Origin of the sequence: Comamonas odontotermitis, from assembly GCF_020080045.1 — a bacterium.
GTDB classification, from domain to species: domain Bacteria; phylum Pseudomonadota; class Gammaproteobacteria; order Burkholderiales; family Burkholderiaceae_C; genus Comamonas; species Comamonas odontotermitis.
Genome location: NZ_CP083451.1, coordinates 4242364 through 4266637, shown reverse-complemented (window position 1 = coordinate 4266637; position 24274 = coordinate 4242364). Strand labels below are relative to the sequence as shown.

Here is a 24274-nt window from a genome sequence, read left to right as displayed (position 1 = left end):
CTTTCCCCTACTGATTGGACTTCATTGACTGTGCGCGCGTCCCGACTGCTCCGGCCTCTTGCCACACTGGTGCAATGGGCTTTGAGGCTTTTGCTGGTTGCGGCATTGCTCCTGGCAGTGGCCGTGGCGGCGTTGCACTGGTGGATTGTGCCGCGTATCAATGACTTTCGCCCGCAAGTGGAATCTCGCCTGTCGCAGCTGCTGGGCGTACCCGTGCGCATCGAGTCGCTGCAGGCCGATGGCGACAACGGCCTGGTGCCCGCCATTGCGGCGCGGGGGGTTCAGCTGTTGCAGCCCGATGGCGCAGCCGGTCTGGCACTGCCGGAAGTGAAAGTTGCCCTGTCGGTACCGTCGCTGCTGCGACTGCGGGCCGAGCAGATTGCCATTGTTGCGCCGCAACTGGTGGTGCAGCGCACGGTCGATGGCGCTCTGCACGTGGCGGGGATTCCTGTGGCGACATCGGGGCAGAGTGACTCCAGCGGCGCGGCGGACTGGCTGTTCCGCCAGCGCGAAGTGGTGCTGCAAGGCGGCAGCGTGGTGTGGGACGACCAGTTGCGCGGCCTGCCGCTGGTCACCCTGCGCGATGTGAATATTCTGCTGCGCAACCCCGGCCTGCGCCATGAATGGCAGATCAGCGCCCGCCCGCCTGCCGACTGGGGCGATGTGCTGGAGCTGCGCGGCCGCATGCGCCAGCCAATCTGGGCGTTGCACGATGGCAACTGGAAACACTGGAGCGGCCAGCTTTACGCCGAGGCCAAGCAGCTCAATGCCGCTGCCATGGCACCCTACCTGCCGCCTTCGGTCGGGTTGCAGCAAGGGCTGGGTTCTGCACGCCTGTGGATCGATGTGGAACGCGGCCAGATCAAGAATGGAACTGCCGATGTGGCATTGCGCGATGTCGGCATGCGGCGCAATTTTGCGCTTTTCGAAGAAAAAGCTGCGGCTGGTGAACGACCAGTAAGCGCTGGTAGCTCTCAAAAAAATAGCAAGCCGGCGGACGAAACTCCGATTTTGCTGCTGCGCTCGGTACACGGACGGCTGGGAGGCAAGGCCGATGCAACCGGCTTTCGCCTCTTTACCGACAAGCTGGCCGTGGAATCGGCCCAGGGCCAGCAGTGGCCCGGTGGCAGTGTGCGCATCAACCACGTGTATGCCCAGGGCAAGCAGCCCAGTGAGACGGAAGCCAGCGCGCAATCGCTCGATATCGCATCTCTGGCCGAGCTGGCGCGGCTGTTGCCCATTCCTGCCGATGTACGCCAGTGGTTGGTGAGCAACCGGCCTGCGGGCCTGATCCGTGAAGCCTCGGCGCACTGGCGCGGCGGGGATGCCGACAAGATCGAGGACTGGCGCGTCAAGGCCGATGTGGGGCACCTGGACTTTGGCATGCCTGCTGCTCCCGTGCGCGCCAACGCAGCGCGCGACGAACATGGCGGACTGGTGCTCGGCGCGCGGGATGCGCATTGGGGCCTGCGCGGCCTCGACTTGCAGCTGAACGCCAGCGCCGCAGGGGGCGAGGCGACCGTGCGCTTTGCCGATGGGGCGCTTTATCTGCCTACCGTGTTTGAGGAGCCACTGTTGCCGATTACCGCAGCGCACACCCAGCTGAGCTGGACCGTGGCGGGCGACCAGATCCAGATGCAGTCGGAGAAGCTGGAATTTGCCAATCCGCACGCTGCGGGCCATGCGCGCTGGTCCTGGCACACGGCTGATCCGGAAAAATCGGGAGCTAAGTCTCGCTTTCCCGGCATTCTGCAGCTCAAAGGGGCGCTGGAGCGCGCCGATGGCACCATGGTTCACCGCTATCTGCCGCTGCACATCCCTCCCGATGCGCGCCACTATGTGCGCGATGCCATTCTGGCGGGCCAGGCGAGCAATGTGCAGTTCGAGATCAAAGGCGATCTGTGGGATGTGCCTTTCCGCGATCGGGGGCAGGGCGTTTTTCGGATCACGGCTCCCGTGCGCGATGTGCGTTATGCCTACGTGCCCGCTTCGCACCTGTTGCCGGGCGAAAAGCCCTGGCCGGAGCTCAACCGCCTCTCGGGAGAGCTGGTGTTTGACGGCCCAGGCATGCAGGTTAACCAGGCCAAAGGCATCCTGGACGGCAACGAGCGCATCCGCGTGGAACAGGCCACGGCCAGGATTGCAGATTTTCACGACACCACGGTCGCCGTCAATGCGCGCGCGCGCGGGCCACTGGTCGATATGTTGAACACGGTGCGCAAATCGCACATTGATGCACTCACCGACGGCGCTTTGGCGCAGACGCAGGCCGATGGCGAAGCGCAGTTGCAGCTCAAGCTCGATCTGCCGGTGCACCATATGGAAAAGGCCAAGGTCGATGGCAAGGTGTTGCTGGCCGGCAACCGCATCCAGTTCCACAGCGATGCGCCCGAGGTGCAGCAGGTCACGGGGGCCGTGCAGTTTTCCGAACATGGTTTTGCATTGCAGGATTTGAAGGGTGAGGCCCTGGGGGGAGCGGTGCAGTTTGCGGGCGGCATGGACGTGAGCAAACTCCCTCCCGGTGCAGACCACGGCCCGGCCGTGGATGTCCGCGCCAGCGGCATCGCCACCGTACAAGGCCTGCTGCAGGCGCAGGAGCTGGGGCCCGCCGTGCAACTGGCCCGGCTCGCGCAAGGGCAGGCGGCCTACCAATTGCGCATCAGCATGGCGCGTGGGGTGCCCCTGGTGGACGTGCGCAGCGATCTGCAGGGTATGGCGCTGAACTTGCCGCCGCCGCTGCAAAAGGCCCAGGCCGAGAGCTGGCCCATGCACTTTGCATCCACGGTACCGGAAAGTGCGGCCTCTGCTGGGCAGAGCCCCGTGCGAGAAACCATTGACTTTGATCTTGCGGGCAGGGCGCAGGTGCGCTACGTGCGCGAATGGGATGCCGATGCGGCGACACCGGCCAAGGTGGTGAGTGGTGCCATCCGCCTGGGCAGCGGTGCGCTGGCCCTGCCAGCCAAGGGCGTGGCAGCGGAGATCGAGTTCCCACGGCTGGACGTGCAGGCCTGGCAAACCGCGCTGCAGCGGCTGGAGCCTGCGGCAGGCCCGGCTGCGGCTCCGCCTTCCGGGCAGACCGCAGCGCGCAGTGCCGGCAGCACCATCGGCAGCAGCGATCTCGTGGCCGATTACCTGCCTGACCACTGGGATGTGCGTGTGGGCGCGTTGCAGGTGCGGGGCATGGAAGTACAGCAATTGCAGATGCGCGGGTCGCGCAAGGGTGATCGCTGGAGCAGCGAGGTGCGCTCCAGCCTGCTGGACGGTCAGCTCGACTATGTGCAGGAGAAGGGCGGCCCCGGCACGGTGCGCGCGCGCCTGTCGCAATTGCGGGTGGACAAGAAAAGCAGCGACGAGAGCAAGGCGCCAGCTGCAGAGGACGACAGCAATGAGCAGCCGCGGCGCCTCCCTGCGCTCGACATTGTCGTGGATGACCTGCGCTGGCACGGCCACTCTGTCGGTCGGCTGGATTTGCAGGCCAGCAACCGCAGCCAGGGCGCGCAGTCGTGGTGGCACCTGCAGCAGATGGTGCTGAGCAACGACGCCGCCAGCCTGCAGGCGAGTGGAGATTGGGGGGCCGTCCAAGCGGGGGCCGTCCAAGCGGCAGCCGTCGGGCCTGCTGCGCAGGGCGCGCGCCGCACGCAGCTCGACATGCGGCTCGATTTGAAGGACACGGGCGATCTGCTGCGTCGCCTGGGTATGGCCGGTGTGGTGAGCAGGGGCAAGGGTGTTCTGCAAGGGCGCATTGCATGGACGGGCAGCCCGCTCAGCCCCGACTACACCAGCATGGACGGCAAGCTGCATGTGGACGTGGGGCAGGGCCAGTTCCTCAAAGTGGAGCCGGGCATTGCCAAGCTGCTGGGCGTGCTCAACCTGCAGGCGCTGCCGCGTCGGCTGACCCTGGATTTCAAGGACATCTTCAGCGCCGGGTTCGGTTTTGATTTTGTGCGTGGCGATGTGGACATCCACGATGGCCTGGCCTCCACCACCAACCTGCAGATGAAAGGTGTGACCGCCGCTGTGCTGCTGGAGGGCAAGGTCAATCTGCGCGATGAAACCCAGAACCTGCATGTGGTGGTCATCCCCGAGCTCAACACCACCACCTTGTCGCTGGTGACGACGGCCATCAACCCTGTCATCGGTATCGGCAGCTTTCTGGCGCAGGCGCTGTTCAAGGGGCAGATCACGCAGGCGGTGACGCAGCAGTTCGAAGTCTCGGGTTCCTGGGCGGACCCGGAGGTGCGGCGCATTCAGCGTGCCGCTGCGGCGGACAAGCAGGCAGAGCCGTCGCACTGAGAGGCTGCCTCACTTCCAGTTCCTGAGAACGTAAACACGTTCTGAGCACTCGCGCGGATAATCAAGGCATTTCGCAGATTTCTTTGAACCTTTGCCTGGACACTCCGCCGCCATGAAAGTTGCCGCCCTTCAGATGGTGACCAGCACACGCTGGGATGCCAACCGCGACCAGGCCTGGGCGCTGCTGCAGCAGGCAGCGCACGCCGGGGCGGAGTTGGCTGTTCTGCCAGAGTATTTCTGCCTGATGGGCCACAAGGACACGGACAAGCTGGCGCTGGCCGAACCCCTGGGGCACGGCCCCATGCAGCAGTTCCTGGCGGACAGCGCGCGCGAACTGGGGGTGTGGATTGTGGGAGGTACCCTCCCATTGCAGGGGCCGGATGCGCAGCATGTGTTCAACAGCAGCCTGGTGTTCAGCCCGCAGGGCGAGCGCGCGGCGCGCTACGACAAGATGCATCTGTTCTGCTACGCCAATGCCACCGAAGCGTATGACGAGCACCGCGTCATTGCTCCGGGGCGAGAGCCGGTGTTCTTTGATCTGGCAAGCCAGGATGGCCATATCTGGCGCATTGGCCTGTCGGTGTGCTACGACCTGCGATTTCCGGAGCTGTACCGCCTGCATGCCCAGGCAGGCGCGCAGTTGCTGCTGGTACCCAGCGCCTTCACCTACACCACAGGCCAGGCGCACTGGGAGTTGCTGCTGCGCGCCCGGGCGGTTGAGAACCTGAGTTATGTGCTGGCGGCCGCGCAGGGTGGCGCCCACGACAACGGCCGCCGCACCTGGGGCCACAGCATGGCCGTCAATCCGTGGGGCGAAGTGATGGCCATGCAGGCGAGTGAGGCTGGCGTGGTGCTGGCCGATCTCGACTGGGCAGCGCAGCAGCAGTGGCGCGCGCAACTGCCAGCATTGCAGCACCGCGTATGCTGATGACCGCATGGGCGCGCTGGACGGCCCGGCGCTGGCACTACAGCTGGCGGCGCTGGTCGCTATGGCTGTTGCTGATGCTGCTGGTGGCGGGCATGCTGGTAATGCAGGTATGGCTGGCCGGACGCTATGAGGTCTCTGAAGTGCAGCAGCGGCTGGATCGCGAAGCGGCCGATGCCGTGGCCGACATTCGCACCACGTTCAACAGCAATGTCAACCGCCTGCGTACCATGCCGCGCTATGACAGCGATGTGATGGCCTGGCAACTGACGGCTGCCGACATGCTGCGCAACCACCGCGATCTGGCGCATATCGAATGGCGCAACCCGCAGATGCAGATCGAAGCGAGCGAGGAATCTCCCTACCTGAACCTGCAGTGGTCCAGCATCGACCGCACCGGCGTCAATACGGAGAGCAACACCGCCTGCATGCGCGCCCAGCGTTCGGGCAGCGCTTCGTATGCGGGCAGCTATTTTCTCTCGCAGGGCAACGGCACCGGGCTGGAGCTGCTGGAGTTGTGCACGCCTGTGCAGAGCGGCGAGCGCCTGCACGGATTCGTGGTGGTGACGTACATCCTGCAGAACGTGCTGACGGATCTGGTGAACGAGAACTTTCGCCGCAACCACGAACTGTCGTTCACCGAGCCCGATGGCACGCGCCTGGCGATCGTGAGTACGCCTCGGCGCGGCACGCGCGTGTTCACGGCCACCCAGCTGCTGGATCTGCCGGGGGCCACGCTGATGCTGCGCATCGACAGCTGGCATGCGGCGCCCAACGTCTTCCCGAATGTGCTGACGGCGCTGGTGACGGGCATGTCGATCGCGCTCGTGACCGTGCTGGTAGTGCTGGTGCGCGACAACCGCAAACGCCTCAAGGCCGAGCGGGACCTGGGCGACGCACTCGCCTTTCGCAAGGCGATGGAAGATTCGCTCGTCACCGGGCTGCGGGCCCGCGATCTGCAGGGCAAGACCACCTATGTGAACCCGGCTTTTTGCGAGATGGTGGGCTTTACCGCTGAAGAGATTCTGGACCCCAGCCGCTCCACGCCCTACTGGCCGCCCGAGCTGGCGCCGGAGTATGCGCGGCGCCAGCGCATCCGCCTCTCGGGGCAGTTGCCGCCTGCGCGCGAGGGCTATGAATCGACCTTCATGCGCAAGGATGGCGTGCGCTTTCCCGTATTGATCTTCGAGGCGCCGCTGATCAATGCCGCAGGCCTGCATACCGGCTGGATGAGCGCCTTTGTCGACATGAGCGAGCAGCGCCGGGTGGAAGAGCTTTCGCGGGCTTCGCAGGAGCGGCTGCAGGCCACGGCACGCCTGGCCACGGTGGGAGAGATGGCGTCGCTTCTGAGCCACGAACTGAACCAGCCGCTGGCAGCCATATCCAGCTATGCCACCGGCACACTCAATCTGCTGCCCGAGAACGCACCTGCAGACGAGCTGCAGGCGTATCTGCCCGATGTGCGCATGGCCGTGCAGCGCATGGCTTTTCAAGCCGAGCGCGCGGGCCGCGTGATCAAGAGCGTGCACGACTTTGTACGCCGCCGCGGGCAGGCGCGCGAGCTGGTGCCTCCGCAGGAGCTGCTCGATGCCGTGCTGCCGCTGGTGCGGTTGCAGGGGCGTAAACTGCAGGTGGAAGTGGTGGCCGTGCTGGCGCCGGATGTCCCCGCCGTGTACTGCGACCGCACCATGGTCGAGCAGGTGCTGCTCAATCTCAGCCGCAATGGCATGCAGGCCATGGACTCGCCGGGCTGCGAGCCGCGGCTTTTGCGCATGGATGTACGTCTGGCCAATGCGCAGGGCGACGCCGCTGCTGGCCGAGCATGGGTGGAGTTTGCCGTGACGGACTGGGGTGTGGGAATCTCCGGCGAGGTGGCGCAGCAGCTGTACACGCCGTTCTTCACCACCAAGGACGAGGGCATGGGCCTGGGCCTTTCCCTGTGCCGTACCGTGGTGGAGCAGCACGGCAGCCATCTGGTGCACCATGACAACAGCCCGCAGGGCACGATATTCAGCTTTACCTTGCCGACCTGGCGCAATGATTGAGAGACGATGCAACCGCTTGTGAATGCCACCGTATATATCGTTGATGACGACGCCGAAGTGCGCGAAGCGCTCGCCTGGCTGCTGCGCTCGCGCCGCCTGCTCAGCGAAGGCTTTGCGTCAGCCGAGGCGTTTGAAGCCATGCTGCAGGCACGCCCGGTTCAGAAGGATCCTGCCTGTGTGCTGCTGGATGTGCGCATGCCCGGCATGAGCGGCCTGGCCCTGTTCGACCGCCTGCTGGAGCAGGGCGTGGTTGCCGCGATGCCGGTGATCTTTCTAACCGGCCACGCCGATGTGCCCACGGCGGTGGCCACCGTCAAGCGCGGCGCCTTTGATTTTTGCGAAAAACCGTTTTCCGACAATGCCTTGGTGGACCGTGTGGAGCATGCCCTGCACGCATCTGCCGCGCACCTGGAGGCATTGCGCGGGCAGCAGCAGGTGCGCGGACGTGTGGCCGACCTCACGGACCGTGAGCAGGCCGTGATGCGCCTGGTGATCGACGGCCTGCCCAACAAGCTGATCGCCGACGAACTGGCCATCAGCGTGCGCACGGTCGAGGTGCACCGCGCCCGCGTGTTCGACAAGATGATGGTCAAGTCGGCGGTGGAGTTGGCCAACCTGCTGCGCGAGCTGACCTGAACGCGGGGCGCCTCTGGCAGGCGCACCCATCAAAAAAGGAGCGCCTTTGGCGCTCCTGGGTGGCAGGCCCGCAAGTGCTGCGGGGCAGCAACAGCGGCAGCAAGCGTTTATTGCTGCACTTCGCCCACAAAGATCTCGACGCGGCGGTTGCGCGCACGGCCGTCGGCGGTGTCGTTGGTCGCAATCGGCTGGCGCGAGCCCATTCCCTGCACCTGGATGCGGCCGCCATTGACGCCGCGCGAGGTCAGGTAGTTGCGCGTGCTCTCGGCGCGGGCGAGCGACAGCGGGTCGTTGATGCCATCGTTGCCAGTGCTGTCGGTGTGGCCGATGATGCGTACCTGGGCGTTCTGGTTGTTGCGCAGGCCTTCGGCAAAGCGGTCCAGGATGGGGGCGAAGTTGCTCTGGATGTCCGAGCGGTTGGTCTGGAACGAAATATCGCTCGGGATATCGAGCTTGAGCTGGTTGTCCTGCGTCTGCGTCACGGTCACGCCAGTGCCCTGGGTGGCCTGCTCCATCTCGCGTTTTTGCTTTTCCATGTGCTGCGACCAGATGTAGCTGCCCAAGGCACCCACACCCGCGCCGATCACGGCGCCCTTGCCTGCATGGCCGCCGGCAATGGCACCAATGGCTGCGCCGCCCAGGGCGCCCACGCCGGCACCGGTTGCGGTGGTGCGCTGGGTGTCCGACATATTGGCGCAGCCGCTCAGAATCGCCAGGCTGGCAATGACAGGGACCAGGATTTTTTTGCTCATTGTGGAACTCCTTATCAAGTTGGGCGCGGCCTCCAGCGGGCCTGCACCTTGGAGCCAAATTGTGAGCGCACCTACACGCAAATGCCAGCTACAAAGCTTAAGAATGGTAAAAACGACGGTAACGAGCGGCACTGTCCTACGGCTTGCGGGTATCTGCCCAAAGCCTACTCATGCGGAGGCTGCTCATCTTTGCGTACGATTTCCCCTTTTTTGCGACCGGCAAACATCGTCCACCAGACGATCGCCACCAGTATGACCAACGCCAATAGCGCCTCCAGCAATATCAATCCCATGGGTTCCCGTTCCTTACGCACGCTGTGGATGGTTGCCATTGTAGGAATTCTGTCTGCCTGCTCCACCAAAGTCCCTCTGGAGGAGCCGACCTCGCGGCCATCCATTTCGGGCAGTATCGAGGTGCCGCCGCCCGATGCGAACGAGCCTTTGCCTGCACCCATTCAGCAAGGCAAAAGCCGCTGGGTGCCGGTGCACTGGTCGTCGGTACCGGGGCTGGAGCAGGACAACCTGGCTGACGCCTGGAACGCCTGGATCAAGAGCTGCGGCCGCCCGCCCGCACCGTTTGCGCAGTTCTGCTCGGAAGTGCGGCGTATGAGCATGGCCACCACGCAGGAGCAGCGCGAATGGATGGTGGCGCGCTTTCAGCCCTACCGGGTTGAGTCGCTCGACGGCAATCCGGACGGCATGCTGACCAGCTATTTCGAGCCCATGCTCGATGGCGCGCGCCAGCCGGGCAATGGCTACTCCATCCCGCTGTACAAGGCGCCCGCCAGCCTTGGTGCGCGCAAGCCCTGGTTCAGTCGCCAGCAGATCGATACTCTGCCGCAGGCCCAGGCCGAGCTGCAGGACAAGGTGATCGCCTGGGTAAACGACCCGGTGGACGCGATGATGCTGCACATCCAGGGCTCGGGTCGGGTGCGGGTGCAGGAGGCTGACGGCTCGGTGCGCATGATCCGCGTGGCCTATGCGGCCACCAATGACCATCCCTACAAGAGCATTGGCAAATGGCTGCTGGACCAGGGCCTGGTGCGCGACGCCACCTGGCCGGGCATCAAGGCCTGGATCGCCGCCAACCCCGCGCGCATCAATGAGCTGCTGTGGAGCAATCCGCGCTATGTGTTCTTCAAGGAAGAGCCGCTGTCTGCACTGGACGCCGAATTCGGCCCCAATGGCGCGCAGGGCGTGCCGCTGACCCCGGGCCGCTCCATTGCGGTGGACCGCGCCAGCATTCCCTATGGCACGCCGGTGTGGCTGTCGTCCACGGGGCCGACTGTGCAACTCAACCGCCTGGTGATGGCGCAGGACACGGGCAGCGCCATTCTGGGGGCGGTGCGCGCGGACTACTTTGCGGGCTGGGGCCACGAGGCGGGTGATTTCGCCGGCCGCGTCAAGCAGCCGCTGCGCCTGTGGGTGCTGTGGCCTCGCCAAGTGGCCAAGCGCTGAATTGCTATTGAATGAATAGCGTGTGGCAAGCATCCATTGCGTGTTACAGGTTGTTTTGGTACGAAATTGATACCTGTCTGATGGACGTCAAGGCAATGGGGCCAGCGTAGAGGGCTTTATTGCGAAGCCTGGCGCTCTTTGTACACTGCCACCCAGGTGTCCATGCAGGCCTGCACGCATTCCATGTTAGTGGCGAGTTCGGCCAGCTCTTTTCTGCAGGCGTTGAACGCGGCCTGCGGATGCGTTTGCTGCAGTCGCGCATGGACTGCACGGCCCGCCTGTACGCACAGGTTGGCAGCGGGCTCCGCCCTAGAGGCGGCAGCCGGTTGGGGCGGGGTGCCGGGCCTGGTTGCCTTGGTTGCCGCATCGGGCCGCTGGTGCTGGTTGATCTGGGTCTGGGTGGCGCTGGTGGCGCAAGGCGTTTCCTGGAAGGCCACCTTGCCATCGGATTGCTTGTATTGATAGATGGCGCCCGCGTGCGCGCTGGCGAGCGCGGAGCCGCCAGCAAGAGTCATCAAAAAAGATAGCGAATGGCACTGGATAGCAGCGCGGAACCCGGATTTTTCTTGCATAGTGAAGTCTCAGAGGCAGGCCGTGCCCCGCGCCCATGCATCACCGTGTCATCGCACCGGCTTGTGGGGAGGCAGCATTTTGTTAGTAGGTGTAACCGGCAATGGTAGCGCACTGCTGGCCTTCACTTCCCCTAAGGAGAAGGTGGTGTGCACGTCCTTGACGTTCGGCAGCCGCAGCAGCACGTTGCGCACGAAACCGGAAAAACTCTCCAGATCCCTGGCCACCACCTGCAGCTCGAACGTGCCCGCGCCGCTGATGTAGTGGCAGGTCGTCACCTCGGGCAGCAGGCGGATCGACTCTTCCATGCGCTGGGTGATGTCGGCTGTGTTCTGCGCCGCATCCACTCGCACAAACGCCAGCACACCCAGGCCCAGCTTGTGGCGATCGAGCGTGGCGTGGTAGCCGGTGATGTAGCCAGCTTCTTCCAGCGCCCGCACGCGGCGCCAGCAGGGCGCAGCTGACAGACCCACGCGCTGGGCCAGCTCGGCGTTGGTGAGGCGGGCGTCATTTTGCAATTCTTGCAAGATCGCCCAGTCAAATTTGTCGAGTTGATTCATTTATGGCTAGTTTAGAGCAAGATTCTTTCAAAAACTAGGGAAGGCCCGGCAAGAAAAAGAATACTTTATCCGCGCGCTTGCCCGTACACTGCAGCGGAGAAAGGTGCGGTGTTTTGCCGCACCCGCCGGCCTTGGTGCCGGCCCCATCCACACCCCACAAAAACCTGAAGAGCCACAAGCCGATATCAGGAGATCTCCCCAGGAGACAAGACGATGAACGCCTCACTACCAGAACACATTCGCAAGGCGCTGGAAACCGTCACGCTCGACGACAAATACGCGCTCGACCATGGCCGCGCCTTCATGAGCGGTGTGCAGGCCCTGGTGCGCCTGCCCATGCTGCAGCGCCAGCGCGATGCGCTGCAGGGCCTGAACACGGCCGGTTTCATCAGCGGCTACCGTGGCTCTCCGCTGGGTGGTTACGACCAGGCACTGTGGGCTGCCAAGAAGTATTTGAAAGAGAACCACATCGAGTTTCAACCCGGTGTGAATGAAGAGCTGGGCGCCACGGCTGTCTGGGGCACGCAGCAGCTGGATCTGTACCCGCAGAGCAAGAAATTCGATGGCGTGTTTGGCATCTGGTATGGCAAGGGCCCAGGCGTGGACCGCAGTGTGGACGTGTTCAAGCATGCCAACATGGCAGGCACGGCCAAGCACGGCGGCGTGATTGCGCTGGCTGGAGACGACCACATCAGCAAGTCATCCACCGCAGCGCACCAGAGCGACCACATCTTCAAGGCCGTGGGCTCGCCGGTGTTCTTTCCTTCCAGCGTGCAGGACATTCTGGACATGGGGCTGCACGCATTTGCGCTCAGCCGTTTTGCAGGCGTGTGGTCGGGCATGAAGACGATCCAGGAGATCGTCGAGTCCTCGTCCAGCATTTCGGTCGATCCGGACCGCGTGAACATCATCACGCCCGATGATTTTGTGATGCCGCCCGGCGGCCTGCACATCCGCTGGCCCGATGCGCCGCTGGAGCAGGAAGCGCGCCTGATGGACTACAAGTGGTATGCCGCACTGGCGTATATCCGCGCCAACAAGCTCAACTACAACGTGATCGAGACCAGGCAGGACCGCTTTGGCATCATTGCCAGCGGCAAGGCGTTCAACGACACGCGCCAGGCGCTGGTCGACCTGGGGCTCGATGACGACACCTGCCGCCAACTGGGCATCCGCCTGCACAAGGTGAACGTGGTATGGCCGCTGGAGGCTTCAATCACGCGCGACTTCGCCATGGGTCTGCAGGAAATCCTGGTGGTGGAGGAAAAGCGCCAGGTCATCGAGTACCAGTTGAAGGAAGAGCTGTACAACTGGCGCTCCGACGTGCGCCCGAACGTGTTGGGCAAGTTCGACGAGACCGACGGTGACAATTCCGGCGGCGAATGGTCGGTGCCCAACCCGAGCGCCCACTGGCTGCTGCGCCCCAAGGCCGACCTGACGCCCGCCATCATCGCGCAGGCCATCGCTAAGCGCCTCAAGAAGCTGGGCGTGCCCGATGACATCGTGCGCCGCATGGATGCGCGCCTGGAAATCATTGCCGCGCGCGAAAAAGGCTTGATCGAGCTCAAGCAGGACAGCGGCGATCGCCTGCCGTGGTTCTGCAGCGGTTGCCCGCACAACACCAGCACCCGGGTGCCTGAAGGCAGCCGCGCCGTGGCTGGCATTGGCTGCCACTACATGGTCAACTGGATGCCTGACCGCAACACCAGCACCTTCACGCAAATGGGCGGAGAAGGCGTTACCTGGGTCGGTCAGGCGCCATTCACCACCGACAAGCACATTTTCTCGAACCTGGGTGACGGCACCTACTTCCACAGCGGGCTGCTTGCCATCCGCCAGAGCATTGCCTCTGGCGTGAACATCACGTACAAGGTGCTGTACAACGACGCCGTGGCGATGACCGGCGGCCAGCGCGTGGGCGAGCGCCCCGAAGGCCATTCGGTGCTGCAGATCATGAACAGCCTGTTGTCCGAGGGTGTGAAAAAGCTCGTGATCGTGACCGACGAGCCGCAGAAGTACGACGGCGTCAAGCTGGGCGAAGGCGTGACGGTGCACCACAGGGATGAGCTGGACCGCATTCAGCGTGAGTTCCGCGAGATTGCGGGCACTACGGCCATCATCTACGACCAGACCTGCGCCACCGAAAAGCGCCGTCGCCGCAAACGCGGCACCATGGCCACGCCGGACAAGACCGTCGTCATCAACGAAGCGGTGTGCGAAGGCTGCGGCGACTGCTCGACCAAGTCGAATTGCCTGTCGGTGGAGCCAGTCGAGACCGACTTTGGCCGCAAGCGCAAGATCAACCAGAGCACCTGCAACAAGGATTTCTCCTGCGTCAACGGCTTCTGCCCCAGCTTTGTCACCATCGAAGGCGGCAAGCTGAAAAAAGCCAAGAAAGAGCAGAAGGGTGACCTGAGCAAGCTCCCACCCCTGGCCGAGCCGCTGCTGCCCAACGCCACGCAGGCCTGGGGCATTGTGGTGGCGGGTGTCGGTGGCACGGGGGTGATCACAATCGGATCGCTCCTGGGCATGGCTGCGCACCTGGAAGGCAAGGGCGTGGTCACACAGGATGCGGCAGGCCTGGCCCAGAAGGGCGGCTCCACCTGGAGCCACATCCAGATCGCCAATTCGCCGGACGCCATCTACACCACCAAGGTGGACACGGCCAAGGCCGACCTGATCATTGGCTGCGACCCGATCGTGGCTGCCACCAAGACCACCCTGGCTGCCATGCAGCAGAACCGCACCTTTGTGGCGCTCAACACCCACAACACGCCGACGGCGGCATTTGTGCACAACCCGAACTGGCAGTTCCCCGAGGCGAGCTGCGAGGCTGCCATTCTTGCAGCCGTGGGGCAGGACGGCGTGGGCATGTTCGATGCCGAGCACATCGCCACCCAGGCGCTGGGCGACAGTATTTACACCAACCCGCTGATCCTGGGCTACGCCTGGCAAAAGGGCCGCGTGCCCTTGTCGCACGCTGCGCTGATGCGCGCCATGGAGCTGAACGGCGTGCAGGTGGACAACAACAAGGCGGCATTCGAATGGGGGCGCCAGTGTGCCGCCAATCTGTCGCAGGTGCAGTCCATGTTTGCCGCGCAACAGGTGATCCAGCTGGTCAAGAAGCCATCGCTGGAAGAGCTGGTGACCAAGCGCGTGGCCTTCCTGACCGACTACCAGGACGCGGCCTACGCTGCCGATTACCAGGCGTTCGTCAACAAGGTGCATGCCGCCGAAGCGCAAGTGGGCACCGGCACGCGCCTGTCGCAGGCCGTCACGCGGTACCTGTTCAAGCTGATGGCTTACAAGGATGAGTACGAGGTGGCACGCCTGCACACCAGCCAGGAGTTCACCGACAAGATTGCCAGCATGTTTGAAGGCGATTACAAGATCGTGCACCATCTGGCGCCGCCGCTGACGGCGGCGAAGAACGACAAGGGCGAACTGGTCAAAAAGGCTTACGGCCCCTGGATGCGCAAGGCCTTTGGCGTGCTGGCCGGCCTCAAGGGCCTGCGTGGCGGCGCGCTGGATATTTTTGGCCGTACCGAGGAGCGCCACATGGAGCGGGCCCTGATTCAGGAGTACCGCGACTGTGTGGAAGAGATGCTGCGTGGCCTCAATGCCCAGAACCTGGCACTGGCAGTAGAGATCGCCAGCATCCCCGAAGACATTCGCGGTTACGGCCATGTGAAGGAGCGCCATCTGGTGGCCGCCCGTGCCAAGTGGCAGCAACTGCTGCAGCGCTGGCGCAATCCGGCGGCAGCAGCCCAGACGGCTGGCAGCGATGCCCGGCAACCGGCCCAAGTCTGATGCCGCAAGTGTTGGTAATGAAAGGCTGCCTCGGGCAGCCTTTTTCGTCGAGGGGCTTCCGATGAATGACAAATTTGTCAATCTCGATGAATGGCTGCGCATGGCATGCAGGGAATGGAGACGATAAACGCCCTACAGGCATTCGCCTCCCTTGGATAGCCGGGTGGCACAAAACCTGCTTAATTCCATGAAAAACAGGGGAAAAACCGCCCCAGATGCAGGTATTGCCACCACCGTGAGGAAAGCGCACGCATACAATGCCTATCTTTGGGCTGCCGAGACAGGCGCCTGCATCTACGTTTGGAGCTTCATTTGTTTATCTCTTCCGCTTTTGCCCAGACTGCCCCGGCTGCCGCTGCTTCGGGTGGCATGACCTCCACCCTGACCAGCATGCTGCCTTTGGTGCTGATGTTCGTGGTGCTCTATTTCCTGATGATCCGTCCTCAGATGAAGCGCCAGAAAGAGCACCGCGCCATGATCGAAGCACTGGCCAAGGGCGACGAGATCGTCAGCTCCGGTGGCCTCGTAGGCCGTGTGGCGGGCCTGAACGAGCAGTTTGTGCAGCTGGAACTGGCCGAAGGCGTGGTGGTGCAATTGCAGCGCAGCGCGGTTGTTCAGGTGCTCCCCAAAGGGACCCTGAAGTAATCTTCGAGAGAACAGATGTGGCGCAGCATGGCTGCGCCTTGTATTTTGTGTAAGGTTAAAGCGCGATCATGAACCGTTATCCGGTCTGGAAGTACGCGATCATTGTGATCGCGCTTCTGGTGGGGATTATTTATACCCTGCCGAATTTTTTTGGTGAGGCGCCTGCCGTGCAGGTCGCCTCGGTCAAGGCCACGGTGCCCGTGGATGCGGCGCTCGAAAAGCGGGTGGAGTCGCTGCTGGCCGATGCAGAGGTGAAGCCGCTGTCGATCGTGCTGGATGGCGGATCGATCCGCGCCCGCTTTGACAAGGAAGACGAGCAACTCAAGGCCAAGGGTGTGCTGGAGAAGGCTCTGATTCCCGATGCTTCCGATCCTGCCTATGTGGTGGCGCTGAACCTGATTTCGCGCTCGCCCGCATGGCTGACGGCGCTGCATGCCAAGCCCATGTACCTGGGCCTGGATTTGCGTGGCGGCGTGCACTTCACCTTGCAGGTGGACATGCAGGCAGCTGTGACCAAGCGCATCGAGACTTTGACCAGCGATGTTCGTCTGGCACTGCGCGACAAGAAGATTCGCCATGGCGGCGTGAACCGCGAAGGCCAGTCGCTGGAAGTGCGCCTGCAGGACGAGGCGACTGCGACCACCGTGCGCAACCTGATTGCCGACACCATGCCTGATCTGCAGGCCAGCGTGAACAATGCTGGCGGCACATATACGGTGCGCGCCAGCATCAAGCCCGAATCGCTGCGCAGCGTTCAGGAGCAGGCGCTCAAGCAGAACATCACAACCCTGCACAACCGTATCAATGAACTCGGTGTTGCCGAGCCGGTGATCCAGCAGCAAGGATCGGACCGCATCGTCGTGCAATTGCCCGGCGTGCAGGACCCTGCACAGGCCAAGGACATTCTGGGCCGTACGGCGACCTTGGAAGTGCGCATGGTGGATGAGAGCTCGGAAGCGCGCTCGGCCGAAATGGGCTCAGGCCCCGTGCCTTTTGGCTCCGAAAAATACAACGACCCCAACGGCCAGCCGATCGTGGTGAAGAAGCAGGTCATCCTGACCGGTGAAAACCTGAACGATGCCCAGCCAGGCTTTGACAGCCAGACGCATGAAGCCACGGTGAATCTGACGTTGGACGGCAAGGGCGCAACGATTTTCAAGGACGTGACCCACGAGAACATCGGCAAGCGCATGGCCATCCTGCTGTTTGAGAAGGGCAAGGGCCAGGTGGTGACTGCTCCGGTGATCCGCTCTGAAATCAGTGGCGGCCGCGTGCAGATCTCGGGCCGGATGACGACCAAGGAAGCCAGCGACACTTCGCTGCTGCTGCGCGCTGGCTCGCTGGCAGCACCGATGGAAATCATTGAGGAATACACCATCGGCCCGAGCATGGGCAAGGAAAACGTCGAAGCAGGTATCAAGAGCGTGGTGGGTGGTTTTGTGGCCATCGCCATCTTCATGTGCCTGTACTACATGGTGTTCGGCGTGATCTCCAGCATCGCGTTGGTAGTGAACCTGCTGCTGCTGATGGCGATCCTGTCGATGCTGCAGGCAACGCTCACCCTGCCAGGTATCGCCGCCATGGCCCTGGCCATTGGCGTGGCGATTGACTCGAACGTGCTGATCAATGAGCGCGTTCGAGAAGAGTTGCGCGCAGGTGCGTCGCCGCAATCGGCCATCCATGCCGGCTACGAGCACGCATGGCACACCATTTTGGACTCGAACGTGACGACCTTGATCGTGGGCCTGGCGCTCTTGGCGTTCGGCTCTGGTCCGGTGCGCGGCTTTGCCGTGGTGCACTGCATCGGTATCCTGACCAGCATGTTCTCTGCAGTATTCTTCTCGCGCGGCCTTGTCAATCTCTGGTACGGCTCTCGCAAGAAGCTCAAGAGTGTGGCTATCGGCCAGGTGTGGAAGCCCGAAGGTGAGGACCTCCGTTCCGTGGCCTCGATGAAGCGATAAGGAGGAAGAAAATGGAATTCTTCCGTATTAAAAAAGACATCCCGTTCATGAAATACGCGTTGGTGCTCAACGCGATTTCGGTCATCACCTTCGTTCTTGCGGTGTTCTTCCTGACCACCCGTGGCCTGCACCTGTCGGTGGAGTTCACTGGCGGTACGGTCATGCAGGTGGCTTACCAGCAGCCTGCGGATGTCGGCAAGATCCGTGAGCAGGTCGGTGCCCTGGGTTACCAGGACGTGCTGGTGCAGAACGTCGGCAGCGCAGACCGCGTGATGATTCGCTTGCCTATTGAAAAGGGCGTGACATCTGCACAACAGGGCGAGAAGGTCATGGCGGCGCTTAAGCAGGCCGATTCCAGCGTGACCTTGCAGCGCAGCGAATTCGTTGGCCCCTCGGTAGGAGAAGAGCTGGTGCACGGGGGCCTGATGGCGCTGGGCATGGTGGTTCTGGGTATCGTTATCTATCTGGCCATTCGGTTCGAGTGGAAGTTTGGTGTTGCGGCTGTCATCGCCAACTTGCACGACGTGGTGATCATCCTGGGCTTCTTTGCGTTCTTCCAGTGGGAGTTTTCGCTATCGGTACTGGCAGGTGTGCTGGCGGTGCTGGGCTACTCGGTCAATGAGTCGGTGGTGATTTTTGACCGGATCCGCGAAGCTTTCCGCAAGTTCCGCAAACTCAACACGCATGAGGTGATTGACCACGCCATCACCTCCACCATGAGCCGCACCATCATTACCCACGCTTCGACCGAAGCGATGGTGCTTTCGATGTTCTTTTTTGGTGGACCGAGCCTGCATTACTTTGCATTGGCGCTGACTATCGGTATCCTCTTTGGTATTTACTCATCGGTTTTCGTGGCAGCTGCGATCGCGATGTGGTTGGGTGTCAAGCGGGAGGACTTGGTCAAGCAGACCAAGAAGGATCATGACCCCAACGACCCCAATGCGGGTGCCACGGTGTGACAACTTAGGGCTTGTGCAGACCATGCCGCTGGACAAAACGCAACTCGATGAGACAGGCGTTTTGTCCGGGCCTGGTTTGCGAGGGCCACAATAACATTAACGCATCGGGAATTCTGTGGCTGTCGCTCCATCGCACCAACGCATCTGGCAAAAGAAACTGGCTCGGCAGGCGCGATTGCGGTTTGTCGGCGGTCTGTGTGCCGGGCTTCCCGTGGTGATTCTGCAACTGAATCAGCAACTGGCAGCAATCCTGGCTAAGCCCATCGTGGATGTAGGGCGGAGTCATGTGGCTTTGAGGGACGCATCGAAGAAGCTGGAGCAGCACCAGAAGGCCTGGATTGATGCCGCCACCAAGCTCTTTCGTCAAAGCCTGTTGAGCGGAGATGCCCAGGAAGACACGTCGTCCTCCAGCCTGATGCTGGAGCTGGTCACCGATGAGGCGATGAATGGCAAGATTTTTGCATCGCGCATGGCGGCCCAGGTTCTGGAGGCCGTAGCTCCTGCATTTGACCATGTCCGCAGAGTCACCCAGTTTCTGGAAGATGAAGAATTGGGGGCGAGCGATATTCTGCGTCCCGAAATCTGGTGCCAGAAGCTGATGGAGGCCTGGGAGAGTGCAGGGTTGGACCGTGCCACGCTGGAGATGCTCCGCACGGAGTTGCTCGCGCAGATCACTGATGTGGGTGCAAGAAACTATGAAAGTGTGCAGCAGTTCTATAGCGAGCAAAATGCTGCCACAGAAGAGGATCTGAAAGGCAGTCGCATCAAGCGGACGGAAGGGGAGGCTGCCAGCGGTGCTGCAGCAGCAAGCTCCGGGCAGGCGGTGCCAGGAGCCTTCTCCGCCAACATGTCTGCCAGGACAGGACTGGCCACAGGAATCGCCGACGTAACGCCCAGTTTTGCCGCAGTGCAGGGAATGGGTGCGATTGCGGCCGCCAAGCAGAAGGCGACGGGCGTGCTTGCGCAATTGCGCGGCTTTCTGGGCGGACTTGCAGGGTCTGCTGGCGGTGGGGGCATGGTTGGTGGCGGCGGTGCAACTGCGCGAACAGGGCAAGGCGGTGGAGGTGGTGTACTGATTTCCCACGCACTGCAGCAGGCGCTGATCGCACAACCCTCGATGATGGAGTCGGCCTGGTTCGACACCGTCCCTGGCCCGACCCAATACGGCGCTGCGCACATTATTGCTCCCGTGGCCATGGCTGCCAGGCAGCAATCGTCGTCGCTCAAAAGCGTTGCAACATCTGACGAAGAAAAGGCGATCATTGAAATCATCGCCTTGATGTTCCAGAGCATTCTGAACGAGGACCGCATACCTGCCGGTATCCGAATCTGGTTTGCGCGTCTGCAGGTGCCGGTGCTGCGCGTGGCCTTGGCGGAGCCCGCATTCTTCAATGACATGGAACACCCGGCCCGTCAGCTGATCGACCGCATGGGGGCATGCGTTCTGGGCTTCGAGGCCTCAGCGCTCAGTGGGACGGCACTGGAGGCCGAAGTCAAGCGTGTGGTGCAGGTGATTGAGCAATACCCCGAAACGGGCAGCCGCGTGTTTCAGCTGGTGCTCAAGGAATTCCAGAAGTTCCTGGAAACCAACCTGACCGAGCAGACGCCCAAGGCCCAGGAGCTGGTGAGCCTGGCGCAACAGGTGGAGCAGAAGGAAACGCTCGCCATCCAGTACACAATCCAGCTGCGCGATATGCTGCTGGACATGCCAGTCGATGGTGAGGTGCGCGAATTCCTGTTCAAGCAATGGTCGGATGTTCTGGCCATGTCAACCATCCGGTTCGGGGCCGAGCACGAGAACACCAAGAAATTCAAGCAGGCTGCATTGGATCTGGTGTGGTCCGCGTCCGCCAAACCCAGCAAGGAAGAGCGTGCCAAGGTCATCCGCCAGTTGCCTGTGCTGCAAACGGTCTTGCGCCAAGGTTTGACGCTGGCAGGTGTCCTGAATGAAAGACAGGATGAAATCGTCAAATCCTTGATGGACATCGTTGCCGGTGCGTTTCTGGCAAAGACCCATGAAATTCCCCGCGAGCGTATCGAGGCGATGGCACAACGCCTGGCGCACCTCGAAGATGCGCTCGATGACGTCGTGACCGAAGACTATCCGCTCAGCGCCGAGAGCATCGAGCTCATGCTCGGCATTGATACCACGGCCATCCATGTGATTGCGGACAATGGCACGCAAGTCTCGCCTGAAGTGCTGGAGTGGGCCAAACACCTGGCGGTGGGCCATTGGTTCATGCTGGACCACAATGGCAGCCCCATGCAGGTGCAATATGCGTGGCACAGCGAGCACCGGCAGCTGCAATTGTTTGCGGCGCTCAGCGGCGTGTATTTTCTGTTCCAGTTGCGCCGTATGGGCAATTACCTGCAATCGGGCTTGCTGGTGCCGCGCGATGCGGAAGGTATCACGGCCCGCGCAGCGCGCGATGCCCTGGCAAAGATCGAAGCCAATCCCGAGCGCCTGTTGCAGTAGGCCTGCCGGCAATCAGCCACGGGTCGACTGCTGAACTACTGTACTGATCAGCCGCTGATTTGGCGCTGGTACAGACCGCCAGGCAGGCGCGCTACCTGGCCTTGCAATTCCAGTTCAAGCAACTGGATCTGCAAGGTCGCTGCATCCCAGCCGGTTCTCGCAGACAGCGTGTCCAGATCTGTCGGGTCATAGCCCAGTGCTGCAAGCAATGGGTTGGCAGGGGGCTGGGAGCTGGGTGCACCTGCAACCCCGTCTGCCGCTGCAGGCGGCAGATTGCCAAACTTGGTGTTGGAAAGCAGTGGCAGCTCGTCCAGAATGTCTGCGACTGTTTCGACCAGTTTGGCGCCTTGCCGGATCAGTGCATGGCAACCCTTGCTCTGGGGGGAATGGATGGAGCCCGGGATGGCGAATACCTCGCGCCCCTGTTCATTGGCAAGGCGGGCGGTCACCAGCGAGCCGGATTCCGGAGTGGCCTCCACCACCAGCGTACCCAGTGCCAGTCCCGAGATGATGCGATTGCGCTTGGGGAAATTCTGCGCCAGTGGCGGTGTTCCCAGGTGGTATTCGCTCACGATCAGACCGTGTTCTGCAATCAGCTGGGCCAGTGCATGGTTGTGCTTGGGGTAGACGCGGTCAATGCCGGTGCCGATCACGGCAATCGTCGCCGGGGTTTCAAGAGGCGGTGCTGCCAAAGCGCCCTGGTGCGCGGCAGTATCAATACCCAGCGCCAAGCCGGACACGATGCTCACGCCTTGGCTAGCAAGTGCCTGAGAAAAAGCATGGGCATTGGCACTGCCTTGCGCTGTGGGATTGCGGCTGCCAACAACTGCCAGGGATTTATCTGGCCAAGCCTTGAGCAAACCGTCTGCGCCAAACCATTGCTCATGTCCCAACACGTACAGCAGAACAGGAGGGTCGGCGGTTTCCAGCAGGCGGCCCGGATAGTCTGGGTCGCTCAAGGTGATGATGTGGCGCCTTAGCGACGATGATGGTGCCGCCAGCAGCCATGCGCAGCTTGCTGTTTGCAGGCTACGGACGGTATCCGATGGCTGGAGCAGGGCTTTTGTCTGGTTCGCCGAGATGCAGGATTGCAGCGCCGATGCGGGCTGCGCCAGAATCTGCGCGGGCAGACCAAACTGGGCAAGCAGGCGGCGAACCGACGTATTGCCCAGGCCTGGCGTGGCTGTCAGTTGAATCCAGTCGCGCAGTGCCTGTTCATGCATGGTTTAAGGACTGCGCGGGGTGGGGGTAGATACCTGTCAGGGGCGATAGTCGGGCGAGATGAGGGCATCGCCGACCTTCACGCCTTCCTTGGCCTCCAGAATCAAGGCGTAGGAAACCTTGTCAAAGGTGCGGAACACCATGGCCAGACCATTGGCTTCGTTCGGCAGCTTGATCACGGTCTGGTCGGCATCCGTCTTGTCCTTGATGCGGGCGCCGCGCGTCATCAGGCGGAATACATGGCCCAATTCCACACCGTCTGCCTGGCCACGATTGATGGCAATCACGTTGTTGCGGGCGGCGTACGCCACTGAATTGCTGCCGTAGATGGAGACCACGCTGCCTTGCAGGTGCTCATCGGGCGCGTGGGGGACATAGCTTGTCACCTGCAGGCGCGGCATGGGCAGCAGTTTGTCGCCGATGCGGATTTCTTCCTTGACCGAAGTCACGTCGAGCGAGGCCGGTACGGGGTCGGTGTGCTGGCGGCCCTTCACATCCAGCGTGGTTTCCTGGCGTTCGCCTGCCACCAACTGGACTTTGCCCAGGTATTGCGCTTCGTAGCCCAGGATGGCGCCGGTTTCCGGATCCTTCATAGGCGTCGCGTTGCGGAACACCCGGTAGAACTGGCGCTCCTGGCCCATTTCCAGCGAGTTGTCGGCCGAGCGCCCATAGACCCGGTCGCCGGGGGAGAGCAGGGCGCGTTCCTGGGTGGCGCCCACCAGGCGTGGCGCTTTTTCGCTTTCACCCTCGCCCAGTACCTCGGGCTCTACCAGGAAGGCTTCGATCAGGCGCTGGTTCACAGCGGGCAATGCGTTGCCAGACAGGCTTTCGCTGCGCACGCGCGGAGAGATGCGGATGACTTCGTCCTCGCCGCTGCGCGAAGTGACCAGGCGCGCAAAGCCATCCTTGCGCTCCAGATATAGGGTTTGACCCGGGTAAATAAGATGTGGATTGGCAATGGTCTTGAGGTTCATGCCCCACAGCTCGGGCCAGCGCCATGGCTGCTTCAGGTACATGCGAGAGATATCCCACAGCGTGTCGCCGCGCTTGACCACATAGGTATCAGGAGCCTTGGCTGCGAGATCGCTCTCTGGAATACCTTGCGATGCCACTTTTTGCGCAGTACTGCGTTGCTGGGCGGTAACCGGCAATTGCGATGCCGGGGTTGCCGCAAGGCTGGTGAGACAGACCGATGCGATGGCTGTCGCAACAGCGGTGACGCGCAGATGGCGGAACAGTGGCTGGGTTGGCGTGGATGCTGGCATTGCCGGGTGACTCCCTCACATGCGCTGGCGGGCTGCAGCCGACCAGCGTTCAATCGTTTGTAATTCGCTCTGATTCTCGGGCCAAGCCCTTGATCGATCAATGATTATTGCAAGCCGGGCGGGCATTGGCGAGCAAAAGTGGCGAAAATAACGACATTCACAGACCAAATCCATGACAATTCTGCCGATTCTTTGCTATCCCGACCCCCGTCTGCACAAGGTGGCCAAACCTGTTGCAGTGGTGGACGACCGTATCCGCACGCTCACCCAGGACATGCTGGCCACCATGTATGACGCCAGCGGCATTGGCCTGGCGGCCACGCAGATTGATGTGCACGAGCGTGTCATCGTCATCGACGTGTCCGAAGAGCGCGACCAGCCCATGGTCATCATCAACCCGGAAATTCTCTGGGCCAGCGATGAAAAGCAGATGGGCGATGAGGGTTGCCTGTCGGTGCCCGGCATTTATGACGGCGTCGAGCGCTCGGTTGCCGTCAAGATCAAGGCGCTGAATGAAAAAGGCGAAAGCCGCGAGATTGACGCCGAGGGCCTGCTGGCCATCTGCATTCAGCACGAAATGGACCACCTGATGGGCAAGGTGTTTGTCGAGTACCTCTCGCCGCTCAAGCGCAACCGCATCAAGACCAAGCTGGTCAAGCAGCAAAAGCGCGATCTGGCAGACGCGAAAGCCTGAT

General features: G+C 62.3%; 17 protein-coding genes. 11 read left to right on the top strand and 6 right to left on the bottom strand.

Annotated elements, in window-relative coordinates:
* Positions 1–30: 30 nt before the first annotated feature.
* The 4 genes from LAD35_RS19545 to LAD35_RS19530 all read left to right on the top strand — a co-directional run bounded on the left by LAD35_RS19545 (position 31) and on the right by LAD35_RS19530 (position 7899).
* Positions 31–4293, top strand: coding sequence for a YhdP family protein (locus LAD35_RS19545; protein WP_224150592.1), 4263 nt, complete (start codon positions 31–33; stop codon positions 4291–4293).
* A gap of 112 nt (positions 4294–4405) precedes the next feature.
* The gene (locus LAD35_RS19540; RefSeq protein ID WP_224150591.1) at positions 4406–5221 is read left to right on the top strand and encodes a carbon-nitrogen hydrolase family protein; all 816 of its coding nucleotides are present in this window, start codon (positions 4406–4408) and stop codon (positions 5219–5221) included.
* On the top strand, positions 5215–7263 hold the full coding sequence (locus LAD35_RS19535) for a two-component system sensor histidine kinase NtrB (RefSeq protein ID WP_224150590.1): 2049 nt from the start codon (positions 5215–5217) through the stop codon (positions 7261–7263). The genes LAD35_RS19540 and LAD35_RS19535 overlap by 7 nt, the downstream gene beginning before the upstream one ends.
* Positions 7264–7269: 6 nt before the next feature.
* Positions 7270–7899, top strand: a complete 630-nt coding sequence (locus LAD35_RS19530) for a response regulator transcription factor (RefSeq protein ID WP_224150589.1) — start codon at positions 7270–7272, stop codon at positions 7897–7899.
* A 107-nt stretch (positions 7900–8006) separates the two neighbouring features.
* On the opposite strand, the gene LAD35_RS19525 is transcribed toward LAD35_RS19530, so the two are convergent.
* On the bottom strand, positions 8007–8651 hold the full coding sequence (locus LAD35_RS19525) for an OmpA family protein (RefSeq protein ID WP_224150588.1): 645 nt from the start codon (positions 8649–8651) through the stop codon (positions 8007–8009).
* Between the two features lie 164 nt (positions 8652–8815).
* Positions 8816–8983 carry a hypothetical protein gene (locus LAD35_RS19520; protein ID WP_224152870.1) on the bottom strand — a complete coding sequence of 56 codons (168 nt, stop codon included), beginning with the start codon at positions 8981–8983 and terminating at the stop codon, positions 8816–8818.
* Here LAD35_RS19520 and mltA point away from each other — a divergent pair.
* Positions 8904–10109 carry a murein transglycosylase A gene (mltA, locus tag LAD35_RS19515; protein ID WP_224150587.1) on the top strand — a complete coding sequence of 402 codons (1206 nt, stop codon included), beginning with the start codon at positions 8904–8906 and terminating at the stop codon, positions 10107–10109. The two genes, LAD35_RS19520 and mltA, sit on opposite strands and share 80 nt — an antisense overlap.
* Before the next feature lie 116 nt (positions 10110–10225).
* Here mltA and LAD35_RS19510 read toward each other — a convergent pair whose 3' ends face one another.
* Both LAD35_RS19510 and LAD35_RS19505 read right to left on the bottom strand, forming a co-directional pair.
* Positions 10226–10624: a DUF4124 domain-containing protein gene (locus tag LAD35_RS19510; protein WP_224150586.1), complete on the bottom strand. Its 399-nt coding sequence runs from the start codon at positions 10622–10624 to the stop codon at positions 10226–10228.
* Between the two features lie 105 nt (positions 10625–10729).
* The gene (locus LAD35_RS19505; protein WP_224150585.1) at positions 10730–11239 is read right to left on the bottom strand and encodes an Lrp/AsnC family transcriptional regulator; all 510 of its coding nucleotides are present in this window, start codon (positions 11237–11239) and stop codon (positions 10730–10732) included.
* A 213-nt stretch (positions 11240–11452) separates the two neighbouring features.
* Here LAD35_RS19505 and LAD35_RS19500 point away from each other — a divergent pair, with 213 nt between their 5' ends.
* The 5 genes from LAD35_RS19500 (at position 11453) to LAD35_RS19480 (ending at position 21093) form a co-directional block, all read left to right on the top strand.
* Positions 11453–15049: an indolepyruvate ferredoxin oxidoreductase family protein gene (locus tag LAD35_RS19500; RefSeq protein WP_224150584.1), complete on the top strand. Its 3597-nt coding sequence runs from the start codon at positions 11453–11455 to the stop codon at positions 15047–15049.
* A gap of 312 nt (positions 15050–15361) precedes the next feature.
* Positions 15362–15694: a preprotein translocase subunit YajC gene (gene yajC, locus LAD35_RS19495; protein ID WP_224150583.1), complete on the top strand. Its 333-nt coding sequence runs from the start codon at positions 15362–15364 to the stop codon at positions 15692–15694.
* A 68-nt stretch (positions 15695–15762) separates the two neighbouring features.
* Positions 15763–17655, top strand: a complete 1893-nt coding sequence (gene secD / locus LAD35_RS19490) for a protein translocase subunit SecD (protein ID WP_224150582.1) — start codon at positions 15763–15765, stop codon at positions 17653–17655.
* A gap of 11 nt (positions 17656–17666) precedes the next feature.
* Entirely contained in the window at positions 17667–18617 is a 951-nt protein-coding gene (gene secF, locus LAD35_RS19485; RefSeq protein WP_224150581.1) for a protein translocase subunit SecF, read from the top strand.
* 115 nt (positions 18618–18732) lie between these two features.
* On the top strand, positions 18733–21093 hold the full coding sequence (locus LAD35_RS19480) for a DUF1631 family protein (protein ID WP_224150580.1): 2361 nt from the start codon (positions 18733–18735) through the stop codon (positions 21091–21093).
* 47 nt (positions 21094–21140) lie between these two features.
* On the opposite strand, the gene dprA is transcribed toward LAD35_RS19480, so the two are convergent.
* Together dprA and LAD35_RS19470 are read right to left on the bottom strand one after the other, a co-directional pair.
* Positions 21141–22316 (bottom strand): DNA-processing protein DprA, encoded by a 1176-nt coding sequence (gene dprA, locus LAD35_RS19475; RefSeq protein ID WP_224150579.1) that lies wholly within the window; start codon positions 22314–22316, stop codon positions 21141–21143.
* A gap of 36 nt (positions 22317–22352) precedes the next feature.
* On the bottom strand, positions 22353–23579 hold the full coding sequence (locus LAD35_RS19470) for a LysM peptidoglycan-binding domain-containing protein (protein WP_224150578.1): 1227 nt from the start codon (positions 23577–23579) through the stop codon (positions 22353–22355).
* A gap of 172 nt (positions 23580–23751) precedes the next feature.
* On the opposite strand from LAD35_RS19470, the gene def reads away from it, so the two are divergent.
* Positions 23752–24273 (top strand): peptide deformylase, encoded by a 522-nt coding sequence (gene def, locus LAD35_RS19465; RefSeq protein ID WP_224150577.1) that lies wholly within the window; start codon positions 23752–23754, stop codon positions 24271–24273.
* Position 24274 lies beyond the last annotated feature (1 nt).